The organism is Vibrio toranzoniae (assembly GCF_024347655.1).
Taxonomy (GTDB): Bacteria; Pseudomonadota; Gammaproteobacteria; order Enterobacterales; family Vibrionaceae; genus Vibrio; species Vibrio toranzoniae.
Window position 1 is genome coordinate 1750572 of sequence record NZ_AP025514.1, and the last position, 20412, is coordinate 1770983.

The 20412-nt window shown below is 41.4% G+C and carries 21 protein-coding genes; 14 read left to right on the top strand and 7 right to left on the bottom strand.

The features are described from left to right. Positions 1–150: 150 nt before the first annotated feature. The gene (locus OCU50_RS07695; protein ID WP_060467839.1) at positions 151–1044 is read left to right on the top strand and encodes a LysR family transcriptional regulator; all 894 of its coding nucleotides are present in this window, start codon (positions 151–153) and stop codon (positions 1042–1044) included. Between the two features lie 177 nt (positions 1045–1221). Further along, on the top strand, positions 1222–1617 hold the full coding sequence (locus tag OCU50_RS07700; protein WP_060467840.1) for an ACT domain-containing protein: 396 nt from the start codon (positions 1222–1224) through the stop codon (positions 1615–1617). Positions 1618–1727: 110 nt separating this feature from the next. Here the strand turns inward: OCU50_RS07700 and OCU50_RS07705 are convergent, their stop codons facing one another. Together OCU50_RS07705 and OCU50_RS07710 are read right to left on the bottom strand one after the other, a co-directional pair. Next, positions 1728–3614 carry a methyl-accepting chemotaxis protein gene (locus OCU50_RS07705; RefSeq protein ID WP_060467841.1) on the bottom strand — a complete coding sequence of 629 codons (1887 nt, stop codon included), beginning with the start codon at positions 3612–3614 and terminating at the stop codon, positions 1728–1730. Positions 3615–3963: 349 nt separating this feature from the next. Continuing rightward, entirely contained in the window at positions 3964–4833 is an 870-nt protein-coding gene (locus OCU50_RS07710; protein ID WP_060467842.1) for a DMT family transporter, read from the bottom strand. Between the two features lie 295 nt (positions 4834–5128). On the opposite strand from OCU50_RS07710, the gene OCU50_RS07715 reads away from it, so the two are divergent. Continuing rightward, complete coding sequence (locus tag OCU50_RS07715; RefSeq protein WP_060467843.1) at positions 5129–5830, top strand: helix-turn-helix transcriptional regulator; 702 nt, start codon at positions 5129–5131, stop codon at positions 5828–5830. Between the two features lie 84 nt (positions 5831–5914). Further along, a complete protein-coding gene (locus OCU50_RS07720; RefSeq protein ID WP_060467844.1) occupies positions 5915–6274 on the top strand; it encodes a VOC family protein in 360 nt (119 codons plus the stop codon). 54 nt (positions 6275–6328) lie between these two features. Here OCU50_RS07720 and OCU50_RS07725 read toward each other — a convergent pair whose 3' ends face one another. Beyond that, on the bottom strand, positions 6329–7045 hold the full coding sequence (locus OCU50_RS07725) for a DUF1826 domain-containing protein (RefSeq protein WP_060467845.1): 717 nt from the start codon (positions 7043–7045) through the stop codon (positions 6329–6331). A 287-nt stretch (positions 7046–7332) separates the two neighbouring features. On the opposite strand from OCU50_RS07725, the gene OCU50_RS07730 reads away from it, so the two are divergent. From OCU50_RS07730 to OCU50_RS07755, 6 genes are all read left to right on the top strand, one after another. Then, positions 7333–7905 (top strand): YceI family protein, encoded by a 573-nt coding sequence (locus tag OCU50_RS07730; protein ID WP_060467846.1) that lies wholly within the window; start codon positions 7333–7335, stop codon positions 7903–7905. Positions 7906–8148: 243 nt separating this feature from the next. Next, the gene (locus tag OCU50_RS07735; RefSeq protein ID WP_060467847.1) at positions 8149–9351 is read left to right on the top strand and encodes a YbfB/YjiJ family MFS transporter; all 1203 of its coding nucleotides are present in this window, start codon (positions 8149–8151) and stop codon (positions 9349–9351) included. A gap of 21 nt (positions 9352–9372) precedes the next feature. Beyond that, entirely contained in the window at positions 9373–10023 is a 651-nt protein-coding gene (locus tag OCU50_RS07740) for a glutathione S-transferase N-terminal domain-containing protein (RefSeq protein WP_060467848.1), read from the top strand. 210 nt (positions 10024–10233) lie between these two features. Then, positions 10234–10929: a VC0807 family protein gene (locus OCU50_RS07745; RefSeq protein ID WP_060467849.1), complete on the top strand. Its 696-nt coding sequence runs from the start codon at positions 10234–10236 to the stop codon at positions 10927–10929. A 337-nt stretch (positions 10930–11266) separates the two neighbouring features. Next, positions 11267–11542 (top strand): HU family DNA-binding protein, encoded by a 276-nt coding sequence (locus OCU50_RS07750; protein ID WP_060467850.1) that lies wholly within the window; start codon positions 11267–11269, stop codon positions 11540–11542. A gap of 27 nt (positions 11543–11569) precedes the next feature. Continuing rightward, the gene (locus tag OCU50_RS07755) at positions 11570–11716 is read left to right on the top strand and encodes a hypothetical protein (protein WP_167346762.1); all 147 of its coding nucleotides are present in this window, start codon (positions 11570–11572) and stop codon (positions 11714–11716) included. Positions 11717–11820: 104 nt separating this feature from the next. Here OCU50_RS07755 and OCU50_RS07760 read toward each other — a convergent pair whose 3' ends face one another. Continuing rightward, entirely contained in the window at positions 11821–12915 is a 1095-nt protein-coding gene (locus OCU50_RS07760) for a UDP-N-acetylglucosamine 2-epimerase (protein WP_060467851.1), read from the bottom strand. A gap of 432 nt (positions 12916–13347) precedes the next feature. On the opposite strand from OCU50_RS07760, the gene OCU50_RS07765 reads away from it, so the two are divergent. The 4 genes from OCU50_RS07765 (at position 13348) to OCU50_RS07780 (ending at position 17993) form a co-directional block, all read left to right on the top strand. Continuing rightward, a complete protein-coding gene (locus OCU50_RS07765) occupies positions 13348–14838 on the top strand; it encodes a hypothetical protein (protein WP_235588144.1) in 1491 nt (496 codons plus the stop codon). Positions 14839–14864: 26 nt separating this feature from the next. Beyond that, complete coding sequence (locus OCU50_RS07770) at positions 14865–15653, top strand: glycosyltransferase family 2 protein (RefSeq protein WP_235588145.1); 789 nt, start codon at positions 14865–14867, stop codon at positions 15651–15653. A gap of 202 nt (positions 15654–15855) precedes the next feature. After that, on the top strand, positions 15856–16818 hold the full coding sequence (locus OCU50_RS07775; protein WP_060467853.1) for a lysylphosphatidylglycerol synthase domain-containing protein: 963 nt from the start codon (positions 15856–15858) through the stop codon (positions 16816–16818). 242 nt (positions 16819–17060) lie between these two features. After that, entirely contained in the window at positions 17061–17993 is a 933-nt protein-coding gene (locus tag OCU50_RS07780) for a VirK/YbjX family protein (RefSeq protein WP_153011317.1), read from the top strand. Positions 17994–18026: 33 nt separating this feature from the next. On the opposite strand, the gene OCU50_RS07785 is transcribed toward OCU50_RS07780, so the two are convergent. The 3 genes from OCU50_RS07785 to pnuC form a co-directional block, all read right to left on the bottom strand. Further along, complete coding sequence (locus OCU50_RS07785; RefSeq protein ID WP_060467855.1) at positions 18027–18707, bottom strand: Crp/Fnr family transcriptional regulator; 681 nt, start codon at positions 18705–18707, stop codon at positions 18027–18029. Between the two features lie 150 nt (positions 18708–18857). Further along, on the bottom strand, positions 18858–19586 hold the full coding sequence (locus tag OCU50_RS07790) for a nucleoside phosphorylase (protein WP_060467856.1): 729 nt from the start codon (positions 19584–19586) through the stop codon (positions 18858–18860). Positions 19587–19594: 8 nt separating this feature from the next. Further along, complete coding sequence (gene pnuC, locus OCU50_RS07795; RefSeq protein ID WP_017065475.1) at positions 19595–20329, bottom strand: nicotinamide riboside transporter PnuC; 735 nt, start codon at positions 20327–20329, stop codon at positions 19595–19597. Positions 20330–20412 lie beyond the last annotated feature (83 nt).

Sequence of the window (20412 nt, forward strand, 5' to 3'; positions counted from 1 at the left end):
AGTTAAGAGCAGAAACTATATAGGCTCGCTGAATATGTCACGCATCTTATTTGATTGAATTTAGATTAAATAGATATCAAATTAACTTTCACTGTTGCGATTTTCGGACATATACTGTGATTCACTCGCTTTCTTTAGGTGGTAAATATAATGGATAGACTTGAGGCCATGAATGTCTTCGTCACAATAGTGGAGCGTGGCAGCTTAAGCGCGGCCGCAGAGCATCTTGAGCTCTCTCGAACCAAAGTGACCCGTTATCTAGGAGAGCTGGAAGGTTGGATGGACACACGCTTGCTTCACAGAACCACTCGCAGCCTGAGCTTAACCAATGCCGGCAAAGAAACTCTTGAAATAGCCAGAGAACTGCTCGCACTTGAAGAGTCTTTAAGCGGTATCAGAAATCAGAATCGTCAGCAGTTAAAAGGACAACTACGCATTACAGCAAGTTACTCCATTGTTGATAGCTTTTTAATTGATGCTATTAGTCGCTTTATCGATCAGTGGCCTGAAGTCTCTATTGATATCATCTCGACAGACGAAACCGTCAACCTTGTGGCATCACGGATTGACCTTGCCCTTCGAATCACCAATGAACTGACACCGAATATCGTTGCCAGACAGCTCGGTGAATGTCGCTCCGTGATTTGCGTGTCACCACAGTACTTACAAAACAAAGGGACACCGTTAGACGCACAAGATTTAGCTCACCATAATTGTTTATCGTTCAGTTACTTTGGTCGAACGACATGGACATTCGATGGCCCTAACGGCCCTGAATCCGTGCCAATTAAAGGGAGCATCAGCGCTAATACACCCGAAGTTTTATTGTCTGCAACGCTCAAAGGCAATGGCATTAGTTTACAACCCTTCCCCATGGTTGAAACCTTATTGCGTGACGGTCAATTGATTCAACTACTACCAGAATGGAACCCTAAAACATTAGGAGTTCACGCCATTTATGGAACAAGGAAACAAGTGACTCCGCTCTTAAGAGCTTTTATTGACCACTTATCCAGCGAAATGGAAAATTCAACGAGTTGGTGAACAAACGCTCTCTCCCTCACGAGTCAAGAGCTCGCAGCACTCCATTAATCAAACTGATGTGGAATAAGTATTGTTCATTTTACTTATGACACATTAGTTCCTATCGTAGTTCACACCGTTCAAACTAAGCAAAGCATGATAATCGAAACAACGTTGACTCAAATAGGACAATAAAGCATGACTGCCATTACTGATTTAGACATTCTGTTGAAATCCATGTCACCAGAATTGATTGAAGGGAACTACGTATTTTGCACTGTAAAAGGGGCGCAATCGGATTACGTTCAACTTAACCCGATAGCGACTTTTCGAGAAAAAGAGGGCTTAACTTTAGTTCTCGAAGAATCCGTAGCGACCAAATTTCAACTAGATTTCGATGGTGTATTTAGCCTCATCACACTCTCCGTACACTCTAGCCTCGAAGCTGTCGGATTAACCGCTGCTTTTGCTACTAAGCTTGGATCATATGGCATTAGCGCCAACGTTATTGCAGGCTACTATCACGACCATATTTTTGTGCAAAAAGAGAAAGCTGCAACCGCGATGAAAGCGCTACAAGAATTCTCAGAGTAAAAATAACGAACCCGTTAAGGGGCTAAGTACAAAAAAAGCGACGTAATCTACGTCGCTTTGGGTTATTGCTCACCGCTCTCTAACTGATCAGGCATCAGCTAGCTAGCCAGTTAAGCAAGTTTAAATGTCGCTACTTTGTCACTTAAGCTAGCGGCTTGATTCTTAAGTTCATTCGACTCAGTTAAGCTATCTTGTGAGCCTACCACCAACTGATCGGTCACATCTTTAATAGACGTAATGTTTTGAGTGATTTCACCCGTCACATGAGTTTGCTCTTCAGCTGCAGTCGCGATTTGCGTCGCCATGTCACTAATTAAAGCGACGGCAGTGTTGATTTCTTCTAACGCATGAGAAGCTCTGTCGGCATCTTCCACAGAATGTAATGCCAGCTTAGAACTGCTCTCCATAAGCTCAACAGCTTGACCCGTTGTACGCTGTAGAATATCAATCGTTGATTTTATTTCTTCTGTTGAAGAGTGTGTGCGCTGTGATAGAACACGTACTTCATCGGCAACCACCGCGAAACCACGCCCCTGCTCACCAGCGCGAGCTGCTTCAATCGCAGCGTTCAAAGCAAGTAAATTCGTTTGCTCTGCAATGCCTTGGATTGTCGCTAATACGGTTGAAATCTCTTGAGCGTGCTTGTTTAGCGCACTAATCACATTACCCGCTTCGTTAACTTCATTTGCTAAATTATTGATTGAACCTTTAGTATCAACCACTAACGCGTGGCCATTATTCGTGCTTGTTGCTGAATCTTGTGCCGCTTTTGCGGTTTGCTCTGCATGCGATGCAATTTCTCGTGTTGCACTGGCCATTTCGGTTACAGCCGTCGCCACCATAGTGATTTCTTGTTGCTGATGATTAAGCTCGCTCACCGAAAGGTTAGCTCGCTGTGCGCTTTGTTCTGATTGGCTATTCAGTTGTTCTGATTGCCCACGAATATGCCCAATTAACTGCTGTAAGCTGCCAACAAACGTATTGAAATTCTGCGCTAACTCGCCGACTTCATCTTGGTTCTCTACATGAATACGTTGAGTTAAGTCACCACTACCATTCGCAATTTGTGCCAAAGCGTTAGAAACATGATTAAGTGGACGGAATAGAATGGTACATAACAGGTTAAACAGCACCGTACATACAATCACTACAAATAACGTCACTAAAATTTGGCCAATCACAGCATCAAATAACGGTGCAACCAAAGAGTCATGATTAACAACGCTGACGGTAATCAGGTTCGTCCCATCAATAGAACGCGCGTAAAGAACATAATCGCTTCCGTTCAACTCTATTGTTGTGTTTTTTCCGCTAGCTAGCGCTTTCTGGACATCAGAAAAGTCCAATCCAAGTGAACTGATATTCTTATTCAATAGCTTAGTATCAGCGTGTGTGTAAACCGTACCCTTATCAGTCGCGATAAACATGTAGCCTTCCCCAGGAAGGATCACTTTCTCTAAACTATTTAAAATATCGGTAATCTCAACATCTGCCCCTAGGACAACCTGCTCGCCATGCAATTGCATCGCTTTCCCTAACGATACAACGTTTGCACCAGTGGCAGCCGCAACCGTTGGGTTATCCATAAACACTTTGCTTGGATTCGCTACCGCATTGGTGTACCAACCCCATTGGCGAGGGTCATCATTACCTGCAGGAAGTACAACTCCGTTCGCGTTCTTTTGCGAACCATCAGGAAACGCCAAGAAGACATTATCAAAGGAAGCTGAATCACGAACTTGTTTAAGGTGAGTAACCAAACTTTCTTGTTTGGACTCTTTCGACAGAGACGTCAACGCACGCTCTTTAGATAAAATCCAATCCGATACGTACTGGTTATAAGAAGCCGATGTCCCTTCTAAACGTTGTTCAACTTCAGTATCTAATCGTTGCAATGAAGCTCGGAAAGAAAGAGCTTCGACCAAAATCCCCCCCAGGATAATGGCCATGCTGGCAGAGATAGCCAATTTATTTTTCAGCGAGAGTTTCTTTAACATAGGAAACCTATAATTTGTAAGTAAAAACCGAGGCGAACAAATTCGTTGCCAAGACGGTTGCAAGCTGAATATATTTTACGCTTTAAAATAAATTAAAAAAACTAACCAACCAGTTGTATTACCAATATCTGTGAACTAGAAATTAGATCCAGATCAACTCACAAACTAGAACGACATACGTTAAGAATAAATGACAATGTTCAGATGATTAAAGGCCAAGCCTTCTGCTTCATTGATAACAATCTACTCAACAAAAAAGGCTTTAAAATTACGAGGCCTCTGATTAACATCTTCCCCCTGAAGAATGATTCACATTAACGACATGAGTTGAGGTATCACTTAACAACAGCTAGCGACTTTTAGCTAAAGTTTGATTGATAAACAATGCGGACAAAATGACCACCAACGCTAGCCACGTTGTTGTTTGAACAGACTCATCCGCAAGTAGTACACCAATCAAAACACCCACTGCAGGTACAAGGTAGTTAGTCATCGAAGTGAATACCGCTCCCGCATTTTTTATACTCATCATATAAAGATAATAAACAACACCTGCACACAGAACTCCCAAATAAATCAATGAAAACATTGATGATGCTGACGGCTTAACAGTTGTAATTGGGGCTGTTAAAAAAGCGATGAACAGTAGTTGAATACTCGCCATACAAAGTACATTTCGAGCGACAATTAGCGGGTGTTCATCTCGCACACGATTAAGCAAGAGAAGCGCAATAGCGAAACATACGGCTGCAACGATAATAGCGGCAGAACTCACTAAATTAATAGCGCCAGTATTCGATGACAGCTCTGGGGAAAACAAGATCAATAGTCCACTAAACCCGACTATGACACTAACGGTGTTCCCTTTACTTATCGTCGCACCTTTAATAAACACAGGTGAAAGTAGTAAAGCGTAAAAAGGCAGTGTACCCATCAATATAGCCGCGATTGAACTCGTTAGGTTTTGCTGAGCCCAAGGAACCAGAACAAAAGGAATAGCGGCTTCTAGCAACCCAATCAGAGCAAATAGGCTCCATTGCTTACTCGCACCTCTAATTCCCATTATTTTACATATAACAATAAGAGTCAGTGCGCCCAGTATTGCTCGAAGCGTCCCTACCCAAACAGGAGAAAAACCCTCAAGAGAAATTTCCTGAAAAACAAACTGTGAGCCCCAAATAAGCCCTATTGCGATTAACGTTAAGTAATTTTTTAGCATATTTATATTGCCTAAAAGATTAAAGCTCAATGTTTTACATGACATTCTGTGACCTATTAAGTTGTGTTTTTTGAACGTTTTAGAGTGTAAAACTTCAAGCTAACTTTAAGTCAATGGACATTTTCAACTATCTAAAGCTAAATCCATAATATCTTTTTAATCAGGATATTAAGTATAAAATTCGCCCCTCTGAGTCAGAGCCCACACCTACTCACTAGCTAATTATTAAGGCACTCTAGCGTTCACATTTTCAATACATTAATCTTATAAGTTGTTATTTCACCAGAGTGTCCTTATGTCCCGAAGCCAACGCCTCTTCGACCTGCTCCAATTATTGCGCTGTCATAAACACCCAGTGTCTGCCGATCACCTCGCTAAAGAGCTAAACGTGAGTACTCGCACCATTTATCGCGATATCGTGACACTACAAGCGCAGGGCGCTGAAGTTGATGGTGAAGCCGGAGTGGGTTATCAATTGAAACCCACCTTCACTCTCCCACCGATGATGTTTTCCATGGAAGAGTTGGAAGCGCTGCGGCTTGGCGCAGAATGGGTAGCTAAGCAAGCCAATGGAGAATTCAGTAAATCGGCTAGAAATGCCATCGCCAAGATTTCTGCCGTGTTACCTGCTGACCACCAGGCCAAACGCAGTGAAGACATTGTGCGTGTTGCTTCAATCATTGAGGTTGCAGAGTTAGCCATCGAACTGTCAGATATCAAGTTAGCAATTAAGCAGCAGAACAAAGCTGAGATTCATTACACAGACGCAAAAGCTAATGTGAGTTTAAGAATCGTTTGGCCAATGTTGATTGGTTTATTCGAACAGCACTATGTTTTGGTCGCTTGGTGTGAAGCGCGAAATGCGTATCGTAATTTCAGGCTAGATAGAATGGCTGAATGGAAAATGCTTGAAGAGAAATATCAGCTCCCGCGTCATGACTTGATCAAAAATTGGCAGAACATAGAAGGCATTGCAGATAAAGTGATTCGCTACTGACAAAAACTGTCACTGGTACACGCTATATTTCTCTCAACCCAATCGAACTCGATGCAAATCGAATTGACCAGCCTAGGAGCTATTATGTTTACCATTGATTCATTTGTTCTTTATGTCGCAGACATTCATCGCAGCATGGACTTTTACGCCAAAGCATTTGATTGCGAGCCAAAGCTTCTATCACCGACCTTTGCTGCCCTAGACTTTGCAGACAACGTTAAAATCACACTCAAACAGGCTGACTTTCTAACACCAGCAAGTACTGTTAAGGGCGGCGGTACTGAGATCTCTATGCCTCTCGCAGACAAAGAAACACTGGAAAACCTCTATGAAGCATGGACAGAAAAAGGAATCCAGTTTGAGCAAGCGCCAAAAGAGTCCGTTTACGGCATCAACTTCCTTGCGGTTGACCCAGACGGACACCGTATCCGCATCTTCGCTTAAATTGAGACGAGCAAGCTGCACCTAGCAGCTTGCTCATCTCATCAAAAAAGCTTACTAGCCGAAATCTAACGTCAGCAATAATCGAGTCTCGTCAGATGAAGTAACGGGAGAGCGATGCACAAGGCCCGCATTTTCATTGCCACTCCAACTCTCTCCTTTCAATAACGCCACATCACCACTCGCCATTTGCTGAATATCAGGTTCATGAGCGTATAAGCCTGAAGCCGAATCTGGCTGTCCGTTGCTTCCGCGACCAAGCTTCGAACGATCGACCACGTAATTTGGCAACCATTGAGTCGCGACACCATGATAGGTAGTCACTAAGCGGCAAGGTACTTGGTCAACATGAAAACGGGGGCACATCGCTTTATTCAGAACCGCTAGACGCAGCCCTACTTCTTCAAGATCGAACAAACAACAGAACATATCCACCAACTCCGCCATGTTTTCTAATAGCGCTTTAGAAGCCGTTCCGTCGGTCGCGAATTCCAATTTCTCATAAGCGTTGTTGGGTGAAAGGCTAATAGACTTACTAAAGTTGGGGTTAGACGCGATAAACTCACCGATGGCACCTGTTAAATCAGCATCAAATGTACGCTGCCAAATCGTAATATTAATATCGTTTTGATAGATATCTGCCAGTACCGTTGGCTGCTCAGAAGCACTAAAGCATGGCTTGTGACTCACCTGGTCTTTGATACTCACGGCGGAACTAATGTTAAGTGGCTGATTGCTATTGGTCGCCAAAGGCTTCGTTAACACGGCATTCATTACGTCATCTCCTTGATACATGCTTATCGTCCTCCTCTTACTGATACGATCGTTAGTCACAGCAAGAGTGATTTTTGGTTATGTTATAACATAACCAAAAATACACAAGTAACTTAGCCGATCATGGTTCCAATAATATGTCGATGCTCTACTTTCCTCAGGTAATTTGGTGGATGCTAAACTAAGCTTTATCGACCTTTCTTTTCCGAAAGATGTGTCAAAGAAGTTCTTCAAGCGAACAGCTCAATAACGTTAAATCTATAAATTAATCAACATGGTGACAACTTATGAAAAAACGAATACCTACGCTCGGTCTTTTTTGCATTCTCATTTCTGCGCCATCTTTTGCAGAAACGGGCTACACGTTAGATCCGAAGTTATCGAACGTTACATTCGCAACCATTAAGAAGCAGTTTGTTGTCGAGCCCGCATCCATAAAACCTCTATCGGGCGGGCTTACAAAAGAGGGTCAGTTTTCCATTTTATTAGATTTGAAGACCGTCAACACCGGAGTCTCGATTCGCGACCAGCGACTTAATGAGCTCTACTTTGAATCGATGACTTTCCCTGAAGTGAAGATTTCAGGAAAGGTTGACCCTTCAATGCTATCTGGCAACCCGAAAAATACGACCATCGAAACTGAAGTCACCTTACACGGCGTAACCAAAACCATCGACTTCCCGGTTATGGTTGTTCCGTCTGAAGGTTTTGTTATGGTCAATTCAACATCAACCATCATCGTCAATGGCGCTGATTTTGGGATATCGACTGAGAACCTAAACAAGCTTTCAGCAACTGTCGGCGGGCTAGCGATTTCTGACAAGGTTCCGCTAAACTTCAATCTACTCTTCGATAGATAGTGGAATCGCACCTCCCCTATTGGTGGGCCGTATCTGAACCTAAGCATTCAAACACATGAGCTATTATGCCTGGCTAATGGACGCTTTAGATTCAGATTGGTATGACTAACAGCGTAATGATATTGATAGGAAATCATGTCAGTATTAAGCGTAATACAAAGCCTAAACTGAAAATCAAAGGCATACCAAAAACCTTAACCCGTTGCTAAAACACCTAACGTTGCCAAAGAGAACCTCTTTTCTATGCTGAATAAAAACATTGTTAATCAAGACAGTTTAGCCGGAATGGGAGCTACCCTGATAGGCAATGGAATCGGTAGGTTCGCGTACATAGCCTTAATGCCAGCTTTGATCCAAAGCGGTTGGTTTAGCGAAAGTGATGCGTCTTATCTTGGTGTGGCAACACTTTTGGGATACATATTAGGGGCTCCTGCTGCCAACATATTATTGCGTTACTTTAGCGCAGGTCAGTTGATTCGTGCAGCCATGTTAGTAAGCAGTTTTAGTTACCTTAGCTGTGCAATGCAGGATGCACCTTTATCATGGTTTTATGCTTGGCGCACTTTAGCTGGTGTAGCCGGTGCTATGTTAATGGTTGTCGCCCCACCGGTTATTGTTCGTAAATTCAGTTCCGATGTAAAAACTAGAGTCAGCGGCGTCATATTTTCGGGCATCGGTATCGGCGCGATGTTATCGGGTACATTAATCCCAATACTGATTTATTTCAGCCTAATATCTGCTTGGATCGGAATGGGAGTCATAGCACTAGTAACGACTATGCTCACTTGGAATGCATGGAAAACCCAGCATAGCTCTTCAAAAGCGCACTATATTGACGCGTCTTTCTCTCAACTTTCGAGACCTAAATTAGTGAGCGTATTGCTTATTCTAATCGCGTATACCTTCGACGCCGTTGGGTATCTTCCTCACACCCTGTTTTGGGTCGATTACATTGTACGAGAACTAAACATGTCGTTTACTAGTGGCGGCTTGTTCTGGGCAACCTTCGGGATAGGCGCAGCCATTGGCCCACTGATTACCGGCATCCTAGGAGATAAGCTCGGCGTTAAAACCTCGCTCTGCATAGCATTTAGCTTAAAAGCACTAGGCGTAGCACTACCGCTATTAAGCTCCCACCCGGTTACCCTTGCTATTTCTTCATTATTGGTTGGTATTTTCACCCCGGGAACCGTAACGCTGATATCGACTTACACATTGGAAACCGTGGGTTATGAACTGCACACAAAAGCATGGGCTGGGATGACCCTATCTTTTGCGATATCACAAGGAGTGATTGGCCTGTTAATGGCGTACTATCTGAACCACGCAGCGTCATACAATTTGCTGTTTGCGATAAGCGCGATCGCTTTAACGTTGTCTGTGGTTTGTATTTTGTCGACATCAACTTGCCCTACTTCTAAATCAAGGTTTCAGTCGGTCAAGTAACTCATTAAATAAGGGATTATCATGCAACTTTACCTCAACGAAACGTCGCCTTTTTCACGCGTCGTAGTAGCAACGGCACTGCTATCACGCAGCTCACCACTATCATTTGTTTGGGTTGACCCATGGAGTTCTCCAGAGAACCTAAAAAGAGTCAACCCGTTTTGTCTAATCCCTGCGTTAGAACTTGAAGACGGCACATCGCTCACCGAAAGTTTGTGTATTTGCCAGTACCTCATTGAAACCTATCAACCTCAAACACTACGCCAAGTGACGTTCAGTGATACCAATGAAATGCAACAATTGGGAACAGCCAAGACATTAATGGAGATAGCGTTTCGAACCGCAGCGATCACTCGCTATTCAGACAACGATAATCCACTTATACAAAGAGGAAAAGAAGGCATTCTTGGTTCATTAAAGCAACTTGACCAAATGATAGAACAACACGGACTAGACGCTCACCTTACTAATAACCTCTCTACTCTGTACCTCCATGTTGCTCTAGATTATGTGAAATTCCGTCATGCTACATTGTTTGATGAAGTTGTTAGCCGCAACATAATCGATTTCATGCGACAGTCTCCCTTTAGGAGTATATTGTCTCAAATCAATATCGACGCTTTAGCTCAAAAGCCCACCTATGATCGATTATTTGTGGCCTGTAGCCTGTAGCCTGTAGCCTGTAGCCTGTAGCCATAAAATAACAAGCATGACTAACGTAGAGAAAAGCACAGTTAGAATGGGTTATACTTAGGCTGACATTAATATATTTCCATTAGTGTCACATGTCGTTACATAGCATGAAGCCTTAGTGCTTTACATCTAGGACTGGGTAAAGAACAATCCCAGAGAATAAATCCATAACATAATGTATTTAGAATTATGAGTAACACAGAAAACAAACAATCGAGCCCTCTATTCGAGATTCTTTTTAACGTATTTCTCCCTTCTTTCATCCTAATGAAGTTCAGTGGAGATGAACACCTTGGAACGGGTTTAGCATTACTTGTCGCGCTATCCTTCCCTATCGCTTATGGTGGTATGGAGCTCATACGTAACAAAAAATTTAACTTCATCGCGGCCCTTGGCTTTGTTAGCGTACTATTAACGGGCGGCATCGGTTTCTTCGAGCTGGACACTCGCTGGTTAGCGTTAAAAGAAGCCCTGATCCCAGGCTTAATAGGTTTAGCGGTTCTTGGATCGACGTTCACTCGATACCCATTTATACAAAAAGTCATCTTCACGCCTGCGCTACTAAACACTCCTCTGATTGAAGAGCGCTTAAGGCAGTTCGGCAACCAAGCGCAGTTTTACCGTTGTCTGATGACATCAAATTACCTGTTCGCCAGCACTTTCGCATTCTCTTCTGCGATGAACTATTTTCTAGCAACTTGGATTGTAACAAGCCCTACAGGAACACCAGCCTTTAATGAAGAACTTGGTAAGTTGACACTTTACAGCTACCCAGCGATTGCCATACCAAGCCTTTTAATGATGCTTGGTATTTTCTATTACATCTGGCGCCAAGTCCGCTCCATGACCTCGCTAGAAACAGAACAAATTTTTGTTACTAAATAGTCTAGACACTGTCCCTCACTGTATGACTGAAAGCCCAGCTTATCGCTGGGCTTTCAGTCTCTGTCGCCTCGTTAGGCTGCGGCTTACGATTGAACTTATGAACCAAACGATAAGTTTGAGGTCACATTTCTCGAATAAACTTAGATAACCAAGCTTTAAGCGACTACTAATTAAAGGGTTGCAATTAATCGAACTGAAAAGGGTTTTATCATCAATCTTGTTGATTACTTTACAAAACCCTACTCAAGCGTTAACACCATTTCAGTCCCTATTGCTAAGATAGAACAAGCTCGGTGTAAGAATAAGCACCTGCCGTACTCAATAAGGAATATAGAATATGAACAAATCTCAATTAGTTGAACACATCGCTACTTCTGCTGATATCTCAAAAGAGCAAGCGGGTTCAGCGTTAAGTGCTCTCGTTGAAGGTATCTCTGGTACACTAGCTAAAGGTGATGACGTAGCGATACTAGGATTTGGTAGCTTTAAAGTTAACACCCGTGCCGCCCGTACTGGCCGTAACCCACGCACAGGAGAAGAAATTCAAATATCCGAATCAAAAGCGCCAGCCTTTAAAGCAGGAAAAGCACTAAAAGAGGCGTGTAACCTTTAACGAAGCAAACAAACAAGGAAATTTACGATGACTACGCCAAAGGAAAAAGCGAAAACCAGTCGCAGTAAGAAAGCAGGCAAGTCAACCAAAGCACCCGCTGAAGCGCCTAAAGTCCGTCAACGCATTGAAGTGCTTCTTGAAGAGCGTGAATTAGCCAAACTGTTAGCGTTATAGTTTATTCTACTTTTAATGCCACTGCAGTCTTGCAGTGGCACAAATTAACTTTTTGATTTCCCATCTGTACTAGTAATATTATTCAAATACATAATATATGTCTGTCACAACGTCTTAACGAGGTCATCAATGATGATTTCACTAGGGCTTCTTTCAAGAGTTTGTCTGGGGCGACGATAATCAGCGTTGTTTTCTATAAAGTCATTAATAACGTCGTATTTAAAATATGAAAGAACCGCGTTTTCACCAAGCCCATCCCTTCTCTCTGTTTCATTTCGAATAATTAAGCATGGAATTCCAAGAAATGCACACTCTTCTTGGTTACTACCACCATCAGTGACCATAAATTCAGCATTTAAGATAAGTTCATTAAATTGCAAAAATGTCTTTCTCGGAATCAGTTCTAATCTGTTATTTTTTTCCAACGAACTATACAAATCATGCTTCTTTAGAGCCTCTCGAGTTGGAGGGTGCAGAATAAACTTTACTTCAATTAACGTGGTTATTTTCTCTATAATCCCAACAATCTTTACTAAGCCATCGCGACTTGAAATGGTTTCAAATCGATGAAGCGACACAATAGCAAAACGCTTTTTATGGGTAGAATCCATATTAATCGAATGCTTATTGATTTCACTGGCTAGTCGAATCGTGTCAACAATCGAATTGCCCTCTGTATTGACTACATGCTTATTATAATTTTGGACATTCGCTACAGAAACAGAGTCTTGGCAATAAAAAATATCAACAAGACCTAGTTTAGCCGTGATGACTCGAATCAACTCTTCAGGGAAAGGCTTTAATAGGTTGAAGGAACGAAGTCCAGCTTCAACTGAAGCCACTCTTAGTTTTTGACATTTGGCCAAGATGGCCCCCAGCAATAAAGGAGGGGCATCGCCATGTATAAGCACGACCCCTTTTTGATCGCCCTTAAATACCTTTCGCTTGTCCTTAATTCCCACCCAGAGAACCTTAATCGACCAACATAACATCTGAAGACTGCGAACAATATCTTGCCCTTCATCACCTAATATGTAGTCAGGATCTTTGATTCCGAACTCTTGTAATATTTCGAATATTGTTTCTCGGTGCTGAGCCATAAAGATGAAGTTGTATTCAATGCCTTGATCTTGCAACTTCCTCATAATTGGAAGCATTTTTATGAGTTGAGCACGAGTACCAATTAAAATATGCACCATCCGTAGCACCATCAAAACAGTGTGATTTCATACATTTATCTTAGTGCAATAGTGGATAAACCGTTAACAAAATGCATACATCATTCACTTCTAGAACAGTAATGACGACTAAAACGACTATAGTTACAAAAACAAACCAGAGTCGTCAGATCGAATAGATAAGAATTAATCGCATTAAGGTAACAGAATATGTTTGTTCACCCTGAGAGAAAACATCATTCAATCCTCACTGAAAGAGCATCGTTTAATGACAAATTCATTCTGTTTTCTTTGATACTCCTAGCAATAATTTTTCGCCTACACAACGTATTAAACTATGAGATTAACTGGGATGAATTCTACTACTTATCGTTTGTTCACCAGTTTTTATCCGGCGAAACTATAAGCAGCTTTCAGACGTTACATGTGCACTTTTTTAGTTGGTTAAGGTGGGTGTCTGAAAATGAAGTAAAACAAATCATAGCTGCTCGTAGTGTGATGCTGTGTCTTCAAGTAGCAACCGGTTTTTTTCTATTTAGAATTTGTCGAAACTATTTTACCTACTCTGCATCTTTATTTGCTGTATTAACTTACTTTTCCTTTTCATTTGTCATTCGAATGGGGGCCAGTTTTCGGGCGGATCCTATTGCTACGTTTTGTTTGATGGCTAGTTTAGATTATGTTTTAAGAGTGGAATATTCTCTGAGGCAGTCTTTGGTCGCTTCGGTGCTTACAGCAGTAGCATTCTTAGTTACATTAAAGTCGGTGTTCTACCTGCCTACTTTAGCCCTAATTGCTTTACTTTCAATTCTCCGCTCATCAGATAGACGCCGGACTATTGTTCGCTATGTTCGATACCTAATATTCAGCGCTCTTGCGTTCAGTATGCTCTACCTCTGGCACTCCAACAGTATTGCTAACACCACTAACCATGACATTGTTGCGATGATTGATGGTGCTGATAAAACATTAAATCATAAAATATTTTTTCCTAGGCTTAGTTATTTTATATATACATTGGGCACAGACATGGGATTCTGGTTTACCTTATCTTGTGGCGTTTTCTATTATCTGAAATCCATCAATAAGAAAACCAATATTGATACAAAGATAGAAAAACTTAAACTCATAACCCTAATTATCCCATTGACTTCATTACTTATTTACCGAAATGCATTTCCATATTTTTACTCATTCATGCTAGCCCCAGCCTGTGTTTTCTGTGGTGTTGCTTGGGATAAATGGAGTCAGAAAAAAATTAGAACAACATACATTAGTATCGGTCGCGGCATTCTTCTTTTATTTATAACTAATATTGTTATTCAAAATATTTACCAGCCATACGTTAGAAATTTAGATTATCAATATAATTTATTAGAAGTTGTACACAAAACATTCCCAAAACCTGTCGCTTATATAGATAGATGCTCCATGGTTTCATCATACCCACAAAAGGGATTTTTTATGAGTTCGTGGGGAATGGAAAAGTATTGGTTGGCAGAACAACCTATACTTGAACTTGCTATTGAAAATCACGAGCCTATATTTTTGATTATAAATTCTGAATACCTAGAATTTGTTCGTGAAGATAACTCCCTAGCAGAGTATTCCCCTCTGCTAGGGAGAGACATACTTGCCATAGAAAACAATTACATACCGCATTGGAACGAAATTTATGTCGCAGGTAAAGTTTTAGTCCTAAATCAAGAGAATACGAGTTTGACGTTCAAGTTAAATATACCTGGTGATTACACGTTAGAGTCAAGTTCGAAGGTCATGATTAATAGCGAAACCGTTAGCCCCCAAGAAACAATTGCTTTATCAAAAGGAGAACACACACTCCAAGTTTCAGAGGAACCCGGAGTATATACCCTCCGTTGGGGCAAAAACTTGTATAGACCTGTGGAATTCGAGCGAAATTTGCGAATATTCAACGGATTTTAATACATCAAATCATAAAGGTGGCATGATTGAAACTTATTATTCAAATTCCCTGCTATAACGAAGCTAGTAACCTCAAATCGGTTATCGATGATTTACCGTCTAAAATTTCGGGTATTGACAATATAGAGATACTTGTCATAGATGACGGTTCTACAGATGGGACAGTAACTTTAGCAAAAAAGTTAGGTGTCCAGCATATAGTAAGTAGCAACAAGAATAAGGGGTTAGCCTACACTTTTCACCTTGGTTTAGAAGCATGTATCAAACATAAGGCCGACATCATTGTTAATACTGATGGAGACAACCAATATAACGGTTTGGACATTCCTAAATTAGTCGAGCCAATACTAGCTAATAGAGCTGATATCGTTGTCGGAGACAGAGGGGGATATGACAATAAACATTTCTCCTTTTCCAAGCGGACTCTTCAAGTCTTTGGTAGCTACATTATTTCAAAAGCAACAGGCTTGGATGTAAAAGATTCGGTTAGCGGCTTTCGTGCCATATCAAGACCGGCAGCGCAGCAAATAAACATAGTGTCAGAGTTCAGTTACACTATAGAAATGCTCATACAAGCTAGTGCAAAAAAGCTCAATGTAATATCTATTCCAATCCGAACTAACAAAAAAACACGAGAATCTAGACTCTTTTCGAGCATTCCCAACTTTTTTAAGAATGTCTATTTCTACCTTGATTCGCATATATACAATGTACAAACCATTACGCGTTTTTTTTATTGTCGGTTGCATCATGACCGTGACAGGCTTAATGCCAATTGTTCGTTTCCTATACTTCTTTATGATTGGAGCAGGTGATGGACACATCCAATCACTACTACTTGGCAGTACATTATTAATCCTCGGCTTTCTCACCTTGATTGTTGGGTTTGTTGCAGATCTAGTAAGCTTTAATCGAAAGTTAATGGAAAAGTTGCTTTATCGAATTGAAAAAATTGAGGAGAGGTTAGCAAATGATAAATCAAAAATACCAAAATAATTTAGTCGGAATAATCTTTACGTGATAAATATACGAGAACAGGCTAAGAGATTAGGCTGGCTTCTGTCAACCTTACTCATTATCTGGTTCGTTTATCAATCCTTTACCAAGCTATCAATCTGGCACTCCGTATATTGGAATTATGACTTACTACTTGTGCTAATAGGAAGTATTCTTCTTTATTGTTTAACTACAATGAATGGCGGATTGGTTAGTTACTACCTACTAAGATCGATAGGAGAACCTAAGGGCAGTGCCACTCAGGTTATTTCAATATACCTAATTGCCCAACTAGCAAAATACTTACCTGGCAACGTAGCCCACCATATAGGACGACTAGTACTATCAGAAAAGTTACATTTGAAACGTAGCAGAGTACTCCTGAGTATGCTTATCGAAACTATTTGGGTTATTGGAGTCGTTGTTTGTTTGGCTATTTATTACGCAACCCACAATAAGAACGACTTCATAGAAGTATCATCGACACAAGCAACAGTAATAGTACTCGTGTTAACTGGAGTTTCCATTTTTTTGGGTCCAGTCATTTTCAGACACTGGTTTAATCGAATTGGTTCTTGGTTTTTACTTAGGCAAGAGGTAGTGCCAAGAGAAAACCTCACACTCCCTACACTACCGGTTGTCACAGCAAGTTTGGTTACTTACTTTTTTAATCATTTGATATTGGGTGCAATAATATATTTACTCGGTGCAATACTATTCGATCTTTGGGCTTCCGATATCTTAACGCTAGGCAGTATTTTTGCAGTCGCTTGGATTGTAGGCTTTTTTACCCCTGGTTCTCCCGCTGGTATAGGTGTGCGGGAGTTCGTTCTGATTAGCTTACTTCACCCCATTTACGGTCCTGAAGCTTCCTTAGCTATAACAATGGTTTTGCGTCTAACAACTATCTCCGGCGATACTGCCACTTGGCTCATTGGTTACTTTATGTGGTCGCGGTCTGATACAAAGACGACATATGACTAATCTATATAGAATACAGTAAACCTCCTAGCTCGCATATCCAATTCCTTATAGCTCTGATTCCACCTACGTCAATAGAACAAGATCTACCCACTAAGTAACTGGCTCAATTACATTGCTATACATATCCATACATACCCCAAAGACACTTTTCATTATCATCATCTCCCTTGTTGTTTATGAGAAGAAAAGAAGTCGTTTGCAGCACTGATGTGTTTGTGTTGTGCTTCTTTGTTGAGGTGATTATGAATGTAGTTCGCATGGGAATTGACGCTAATGTCCATAAGAATAAGGGAAAGTACAAAGCGATAATTAAGTTCGCTGCTCGTGCACTGTTTTATTATTCAGATACTAAAAAAATGAATGAGAATTTCAGCTCTGTCGAAAGAAAACTCTTATTCAAAAGGCAGCCAAATTTCCTCTCTAAGTTTGTAACCCCTTACTTGTGTACTGACTTCAGTAAAAAAGAGAAAATCGAAATACTATCAAAGCATTATGATTGGTTCGAAGACAAGTTCACAACAGAAGCTCGCCATAAAATATATAACGAAAGGCTTAACCTTTTAGAGCTAGAAATCGGCGACCAAATCTACTTTCTTAACCTTAGTTTTGAAAGAAATTCGAGAAAAGAAGGTGAGCTCACTCTATCCCTTACTGATTCCATCTTGAACAAAATGTACACCATATCATTCTCTGTTTTTAACAATGACATCTACATTGGTGGCGTTCAAGGCGGAGCAAATGACAACGGTTTTAGCCGCGCATTCACAAAGGAATTTTATGGTTTAAGACCCAAGTCCTTCATGGTCGAAACCCTTCGATTAATGGCGACCAGTTTAGGCATTAATCACATCTATGCGGTCAACGAAACAGGACACGTTTCGAATTCATTACGCTATGGGAAGAAAGGAAAAGAGATAAGTCTTAAATACAACTGCTTATGGGAAGAGCACGACGGGCAACAACACGACAAATGTTTTTATGTTCTGCCTATCCAGTCAACGAGAAAAGACCTAGAGGCACTGAAACGTCAGAAACGAAAACTATATCGCGAGCGCTATGCATGGTTAGATCTGTATGAACAAGACCTTCATAACGTAATTAGTCAGCACACTAACGGTGCTGACATGCAACCAATTCAATTAGCAAAAGCTAGCGGATTTAATGCTGTTAAATAAAACACTAGACCTCGCAATTACGGGGTCTTTGATTCACTCATACAAATCAATAAAGACTTGAAGTGCTTGTAGGTCAACAATCTCCAACCCTTGTTTCCCTTTATTGATGAAGCCTTTATCGAGTAAGTCTTTGACTGCTCTACGGTATACTCGGCTCGATGTGCCAAAGCGTTCCGCTTCTTGATTCACTCTATCGAAGCCGCCTAACACGGTATTGGTCTGGCTTTGCACCAACAAATCGTAGGCAATGTTGTAGGTAATCGAGTGTAAAAGACGGTTGGTGTAAATCCCCATAGAGTCTTGATAATCTTCGGCCAGTGCTGAGGCGAAAAAGAACATCATCTCCGGATTTTCATGGAGCGCTTCTGATAGTTTCTGGATACAAATAACATCAACCTGCATGTGTTCATCTGCCAGTACATTCCATTGGCAAGGCGTTTGAGTGAAGAACTCCATCTCGCCAAAGATATGATAATCGCAATTCACTTCCCCCAGCTGAAAGCGTCGCCCATTAGCCGCAGAGATACTCATAGAAACTCGCCCTGCTGGTACAACATAGAGATACTGAAGCTGCTTTCCTTGACGCAAAATTTCGTCATTCTTATCAAAGTAACGCGAACTCACTTGGTGTTGGTAGATGAGAGCTTTAAATTCAGAGCTTTTCTGTTCTAGGTAGTTTTTAAAACGTCCGCTTGAGTATGGTTCGATCTTCATACTAACTGTCTCTCATTGCATGAATTGCTGTTGATGTTGATGTTGATGTTGATGTTGATGTTGATGTTATTGTAGCCGCTTAAACCAATGGAGAGAACAATAAAAAAGCGACGGTCTCCCATCGCTTTTACCTTCAGTTTATTGCAGCTCTTACTGAACGATTAACGCTTCCAACGCCGCTAATGACGCGAGTCGTTCACCTTCCATCATCACTTTTGCTTCATCGACATACTGCCCAACGCCGTCTTTTACATCTTGTTCGTACAAAACAACATTGTTCAGGATGGAAGCGACATTAACCCCTCTCAAGCGCCCAACAGTAAACAGTGCCGATGTTTCCATGTCTGCCCCCAAAATGCCTTTACCATTCCAATACTGACAAAGTGCTTGTTCGTCATCCGTATAAAAGCTGTCGTGTGAGCGAACCGTTCCTAAATAGTAAGGTGTTGATTGTTGTTGTAAGAACCCATCAAGCTCTTTCAGCAGAGAGAAGCTCGCATAAGCCGGATACGACGGTTTAACGTAAGCCGCAGAGCCACCCTCATCGCGAACCGCACCCTCTGCGACAATCAATTCACCAAGTCCTATGTGAGATTGCATCGCACCCGCAGAGCCGACTCGGACGATATGGGTTACACCACAAAAATTAAGCTCTTCGACTGCAATAATCATCGAAGGTGAACCAATGCCCGTACTGCAAACCGATATCGCTTTACCTTGATAGGTACCCGTGAAAATTCGATATTCACGGTTTTCAGATACCAACTCAGCATGCTCAAGTAAATTCGCAATGCGATTCGCTCTATCTGGCTCGCCACAAACAATGACTAACGGAGCAATTTGCGTTTCATCAATACCAATATGAGGTTGCTTTGCCATTTTAACTCCTAAGAAGCCGTTGCTTGAGTCAGTGATTTATCACTGTTGCGTTTAGCTGTACGAGCCCACTCACGAGTACCGTTCGCCGCAATAAACATCAAAATAGCGTATTGAACAGACATTGCGTAAACGCCCTGCGTCGCATAAATACCAACACTGATAATGTTAATTACAATCCAAAGTATCCAGTTTTCAACATACTTACGTGTCATAAGAACTTGAGCAACAATCGATAAAATGGTCATGGTCGCATCCCAGAATGGGAACGCATCCGGTTCAAGCACTGGCTCCGCTAAATCCGCACCAAATAGGTTCAGGCTATCAACCGCGATGTTTGCTAGCGCAAAGAAGAATGGGTCGATGTACATAGTTAGCAAAGCAATCGAAATCGCACACGCTGCAGCCGTTGCTACGAGCTTATTTTGGCTCAACCAACGAACTTCTAGTGTTTCACCTTGCTCATTAGGTCGTGTCCATGCGTACCAACCGTAAATGTTGGCACAGAAGAAAAAGAGTTGAAGAAGTAAAAGTCCGTATAACTGAATTTGGAAAAAGATAACCGCAAATAAGGTGACATTCAGTAATCCGAACAAGTAGTTAATGGTTTTCTCTTGGCTTGCAAACCAAATACACAACAGGCCAAATACAGTACCGAAGGCTTCGATCCAGCTCATTGCATAGCCATCACCTATTGGGATATTGACTAGAGTATTGTTGATATCAAGTAGGGCGAATAGGTCCATAGGGATGTCCTTTATTATTTGTTTTTTTAGTAGCACCTATCTTATTGCGCCGATAGAAACAAAAAGGAGGACATTTGTCTCCC

Excerpts from the sequence above, each read along its gene's own strand:
- OCU50_RS07710 (WP_060467842.1), bottom strand. The coding sequence starts at position 4,833 with ATGCTAAAAAATTACTTAACGTTAATCGCAATAGGGCTTATTTGGGGC.
- OCU50_RS07750 (WP_060467850.1), top strand. The coding sequence starts at position 11,267 with ATGAACAAATCTCAATTAGTTGAACACATCGCTACTTCTGCTGATATC.
- OCU50_RS07735 (WP_060467847.1), top strand. The coding sequence starts at position 8,149 with ATGCTGAATAAAAACATTGTTAATCAAGACAGTTTAGCCGGAATGGGA.
- OCU50_RS07740 (WP_060467848.1), top strand. The coding sequence starts at position 9,373 with ATGCAACTTTACCTCAACGAAACGTCGCCTTTTTCACGCGTCGTAGTA.
- pnuC (WP_017065475.1), bottom strand. The coding sequence starts at position 20,329 with ATGGACCTATTCGCCCTACTTGATATCAACAATACTCTAGTCAATATC.
- OCU50_RS07785 (WP_060467855.1), bottom strand. The coding sequence starts at position 18,707 with ATGAAGATCGAACCATACTCAAGCGGACGTTTTAAAAACTACCTAGAA.
- OCU50_RS07760 (WP_060467851.1), bottom strand. The coding sequence starts at position 12,915 with ATGGTGCATATTTTAATTGGTACTCGTGCTCAACTCATAAAAATGCTT.
- OCU50_RS07705 (WP_060467841.1), bottom strand. The coding sequence starts at position 3,614 with ATGTTAAAGAAACTCTCGCTGAAAAATAAATTGGCTATCTCTGCCAGC.
- OCU50_RS07695 (WP_060467839.1), top strand. The coding sequence starts at position 151 with ATGGATAGACTTGAGGCCATGAATGTCTTCGTCACAATAGTGGAGCGT.
- OCU50_RS07790 (WP_060467856.1), bottom strand. The coding sequence starts at position 19,586 with ATGGCAAAGCAACCTCATATTGGTATTGATGAAACGCAAATTGCTCCG.
- OCU50_RS07700 (WP_060467840.1), top strand. The coding sequence starts at position 1,222 with ATGACTGCCATTACTGATTTAGACATTCTGTTGAAATCCATGTCACCA.
- OCU50_RS07730 (WP_060467846.1), top strand. The coding sequence starts at position 7,333 with ATGAAAAAACGAATACCTACGCTCGGTCTTTTTTGCATTCTCATTTCT.
- OCU50_RS07725 (WP_060467845.1), bottom strand. The coding sequence starts at position 7,045 with ATGAATGCCGTGTTAACGAAGCCTTTGGCGACCAATAGCAATCAGCCA.
- OCU50_RS07715 (WP_060467843.1), top strand. The coding sequence starts at position 5,129 with ATGTCCCGAAGCCAACGCCTCTTCGACCTGCTCCAATTATTGCGCTGT.
- OCU50_RS07755 (WP_167346762.1), top strand. The coding sequence starts at position 11,570 with ATGACTACGCCAAAGGAAAAAGCGAAAACCAGTCGCAGTAAGAAAGCA.
- OCU50_RS07745 (WP_060467849.1), top strand. The coding sequence starts at position 10,234 with ATGAGTAACACAGAAAACAAACAATCGAGCCCTCTATTCGAGATTCTT.
- OCU50_RS07720 (WP_060467844.1), top strand. The coding sequence starts at position 5,915 with ATGTTTACCATTGATTCATTTGTTCTTTATGTCGCAGACATTCATCGC.
- OCU50_RS07780 (WP_153011317.1), top strand. The coding sequence starts at position 17,061 with ATGAATGTAGTTCGCATGGGAATTGACGCTAATGTCCATAAGAATAAG.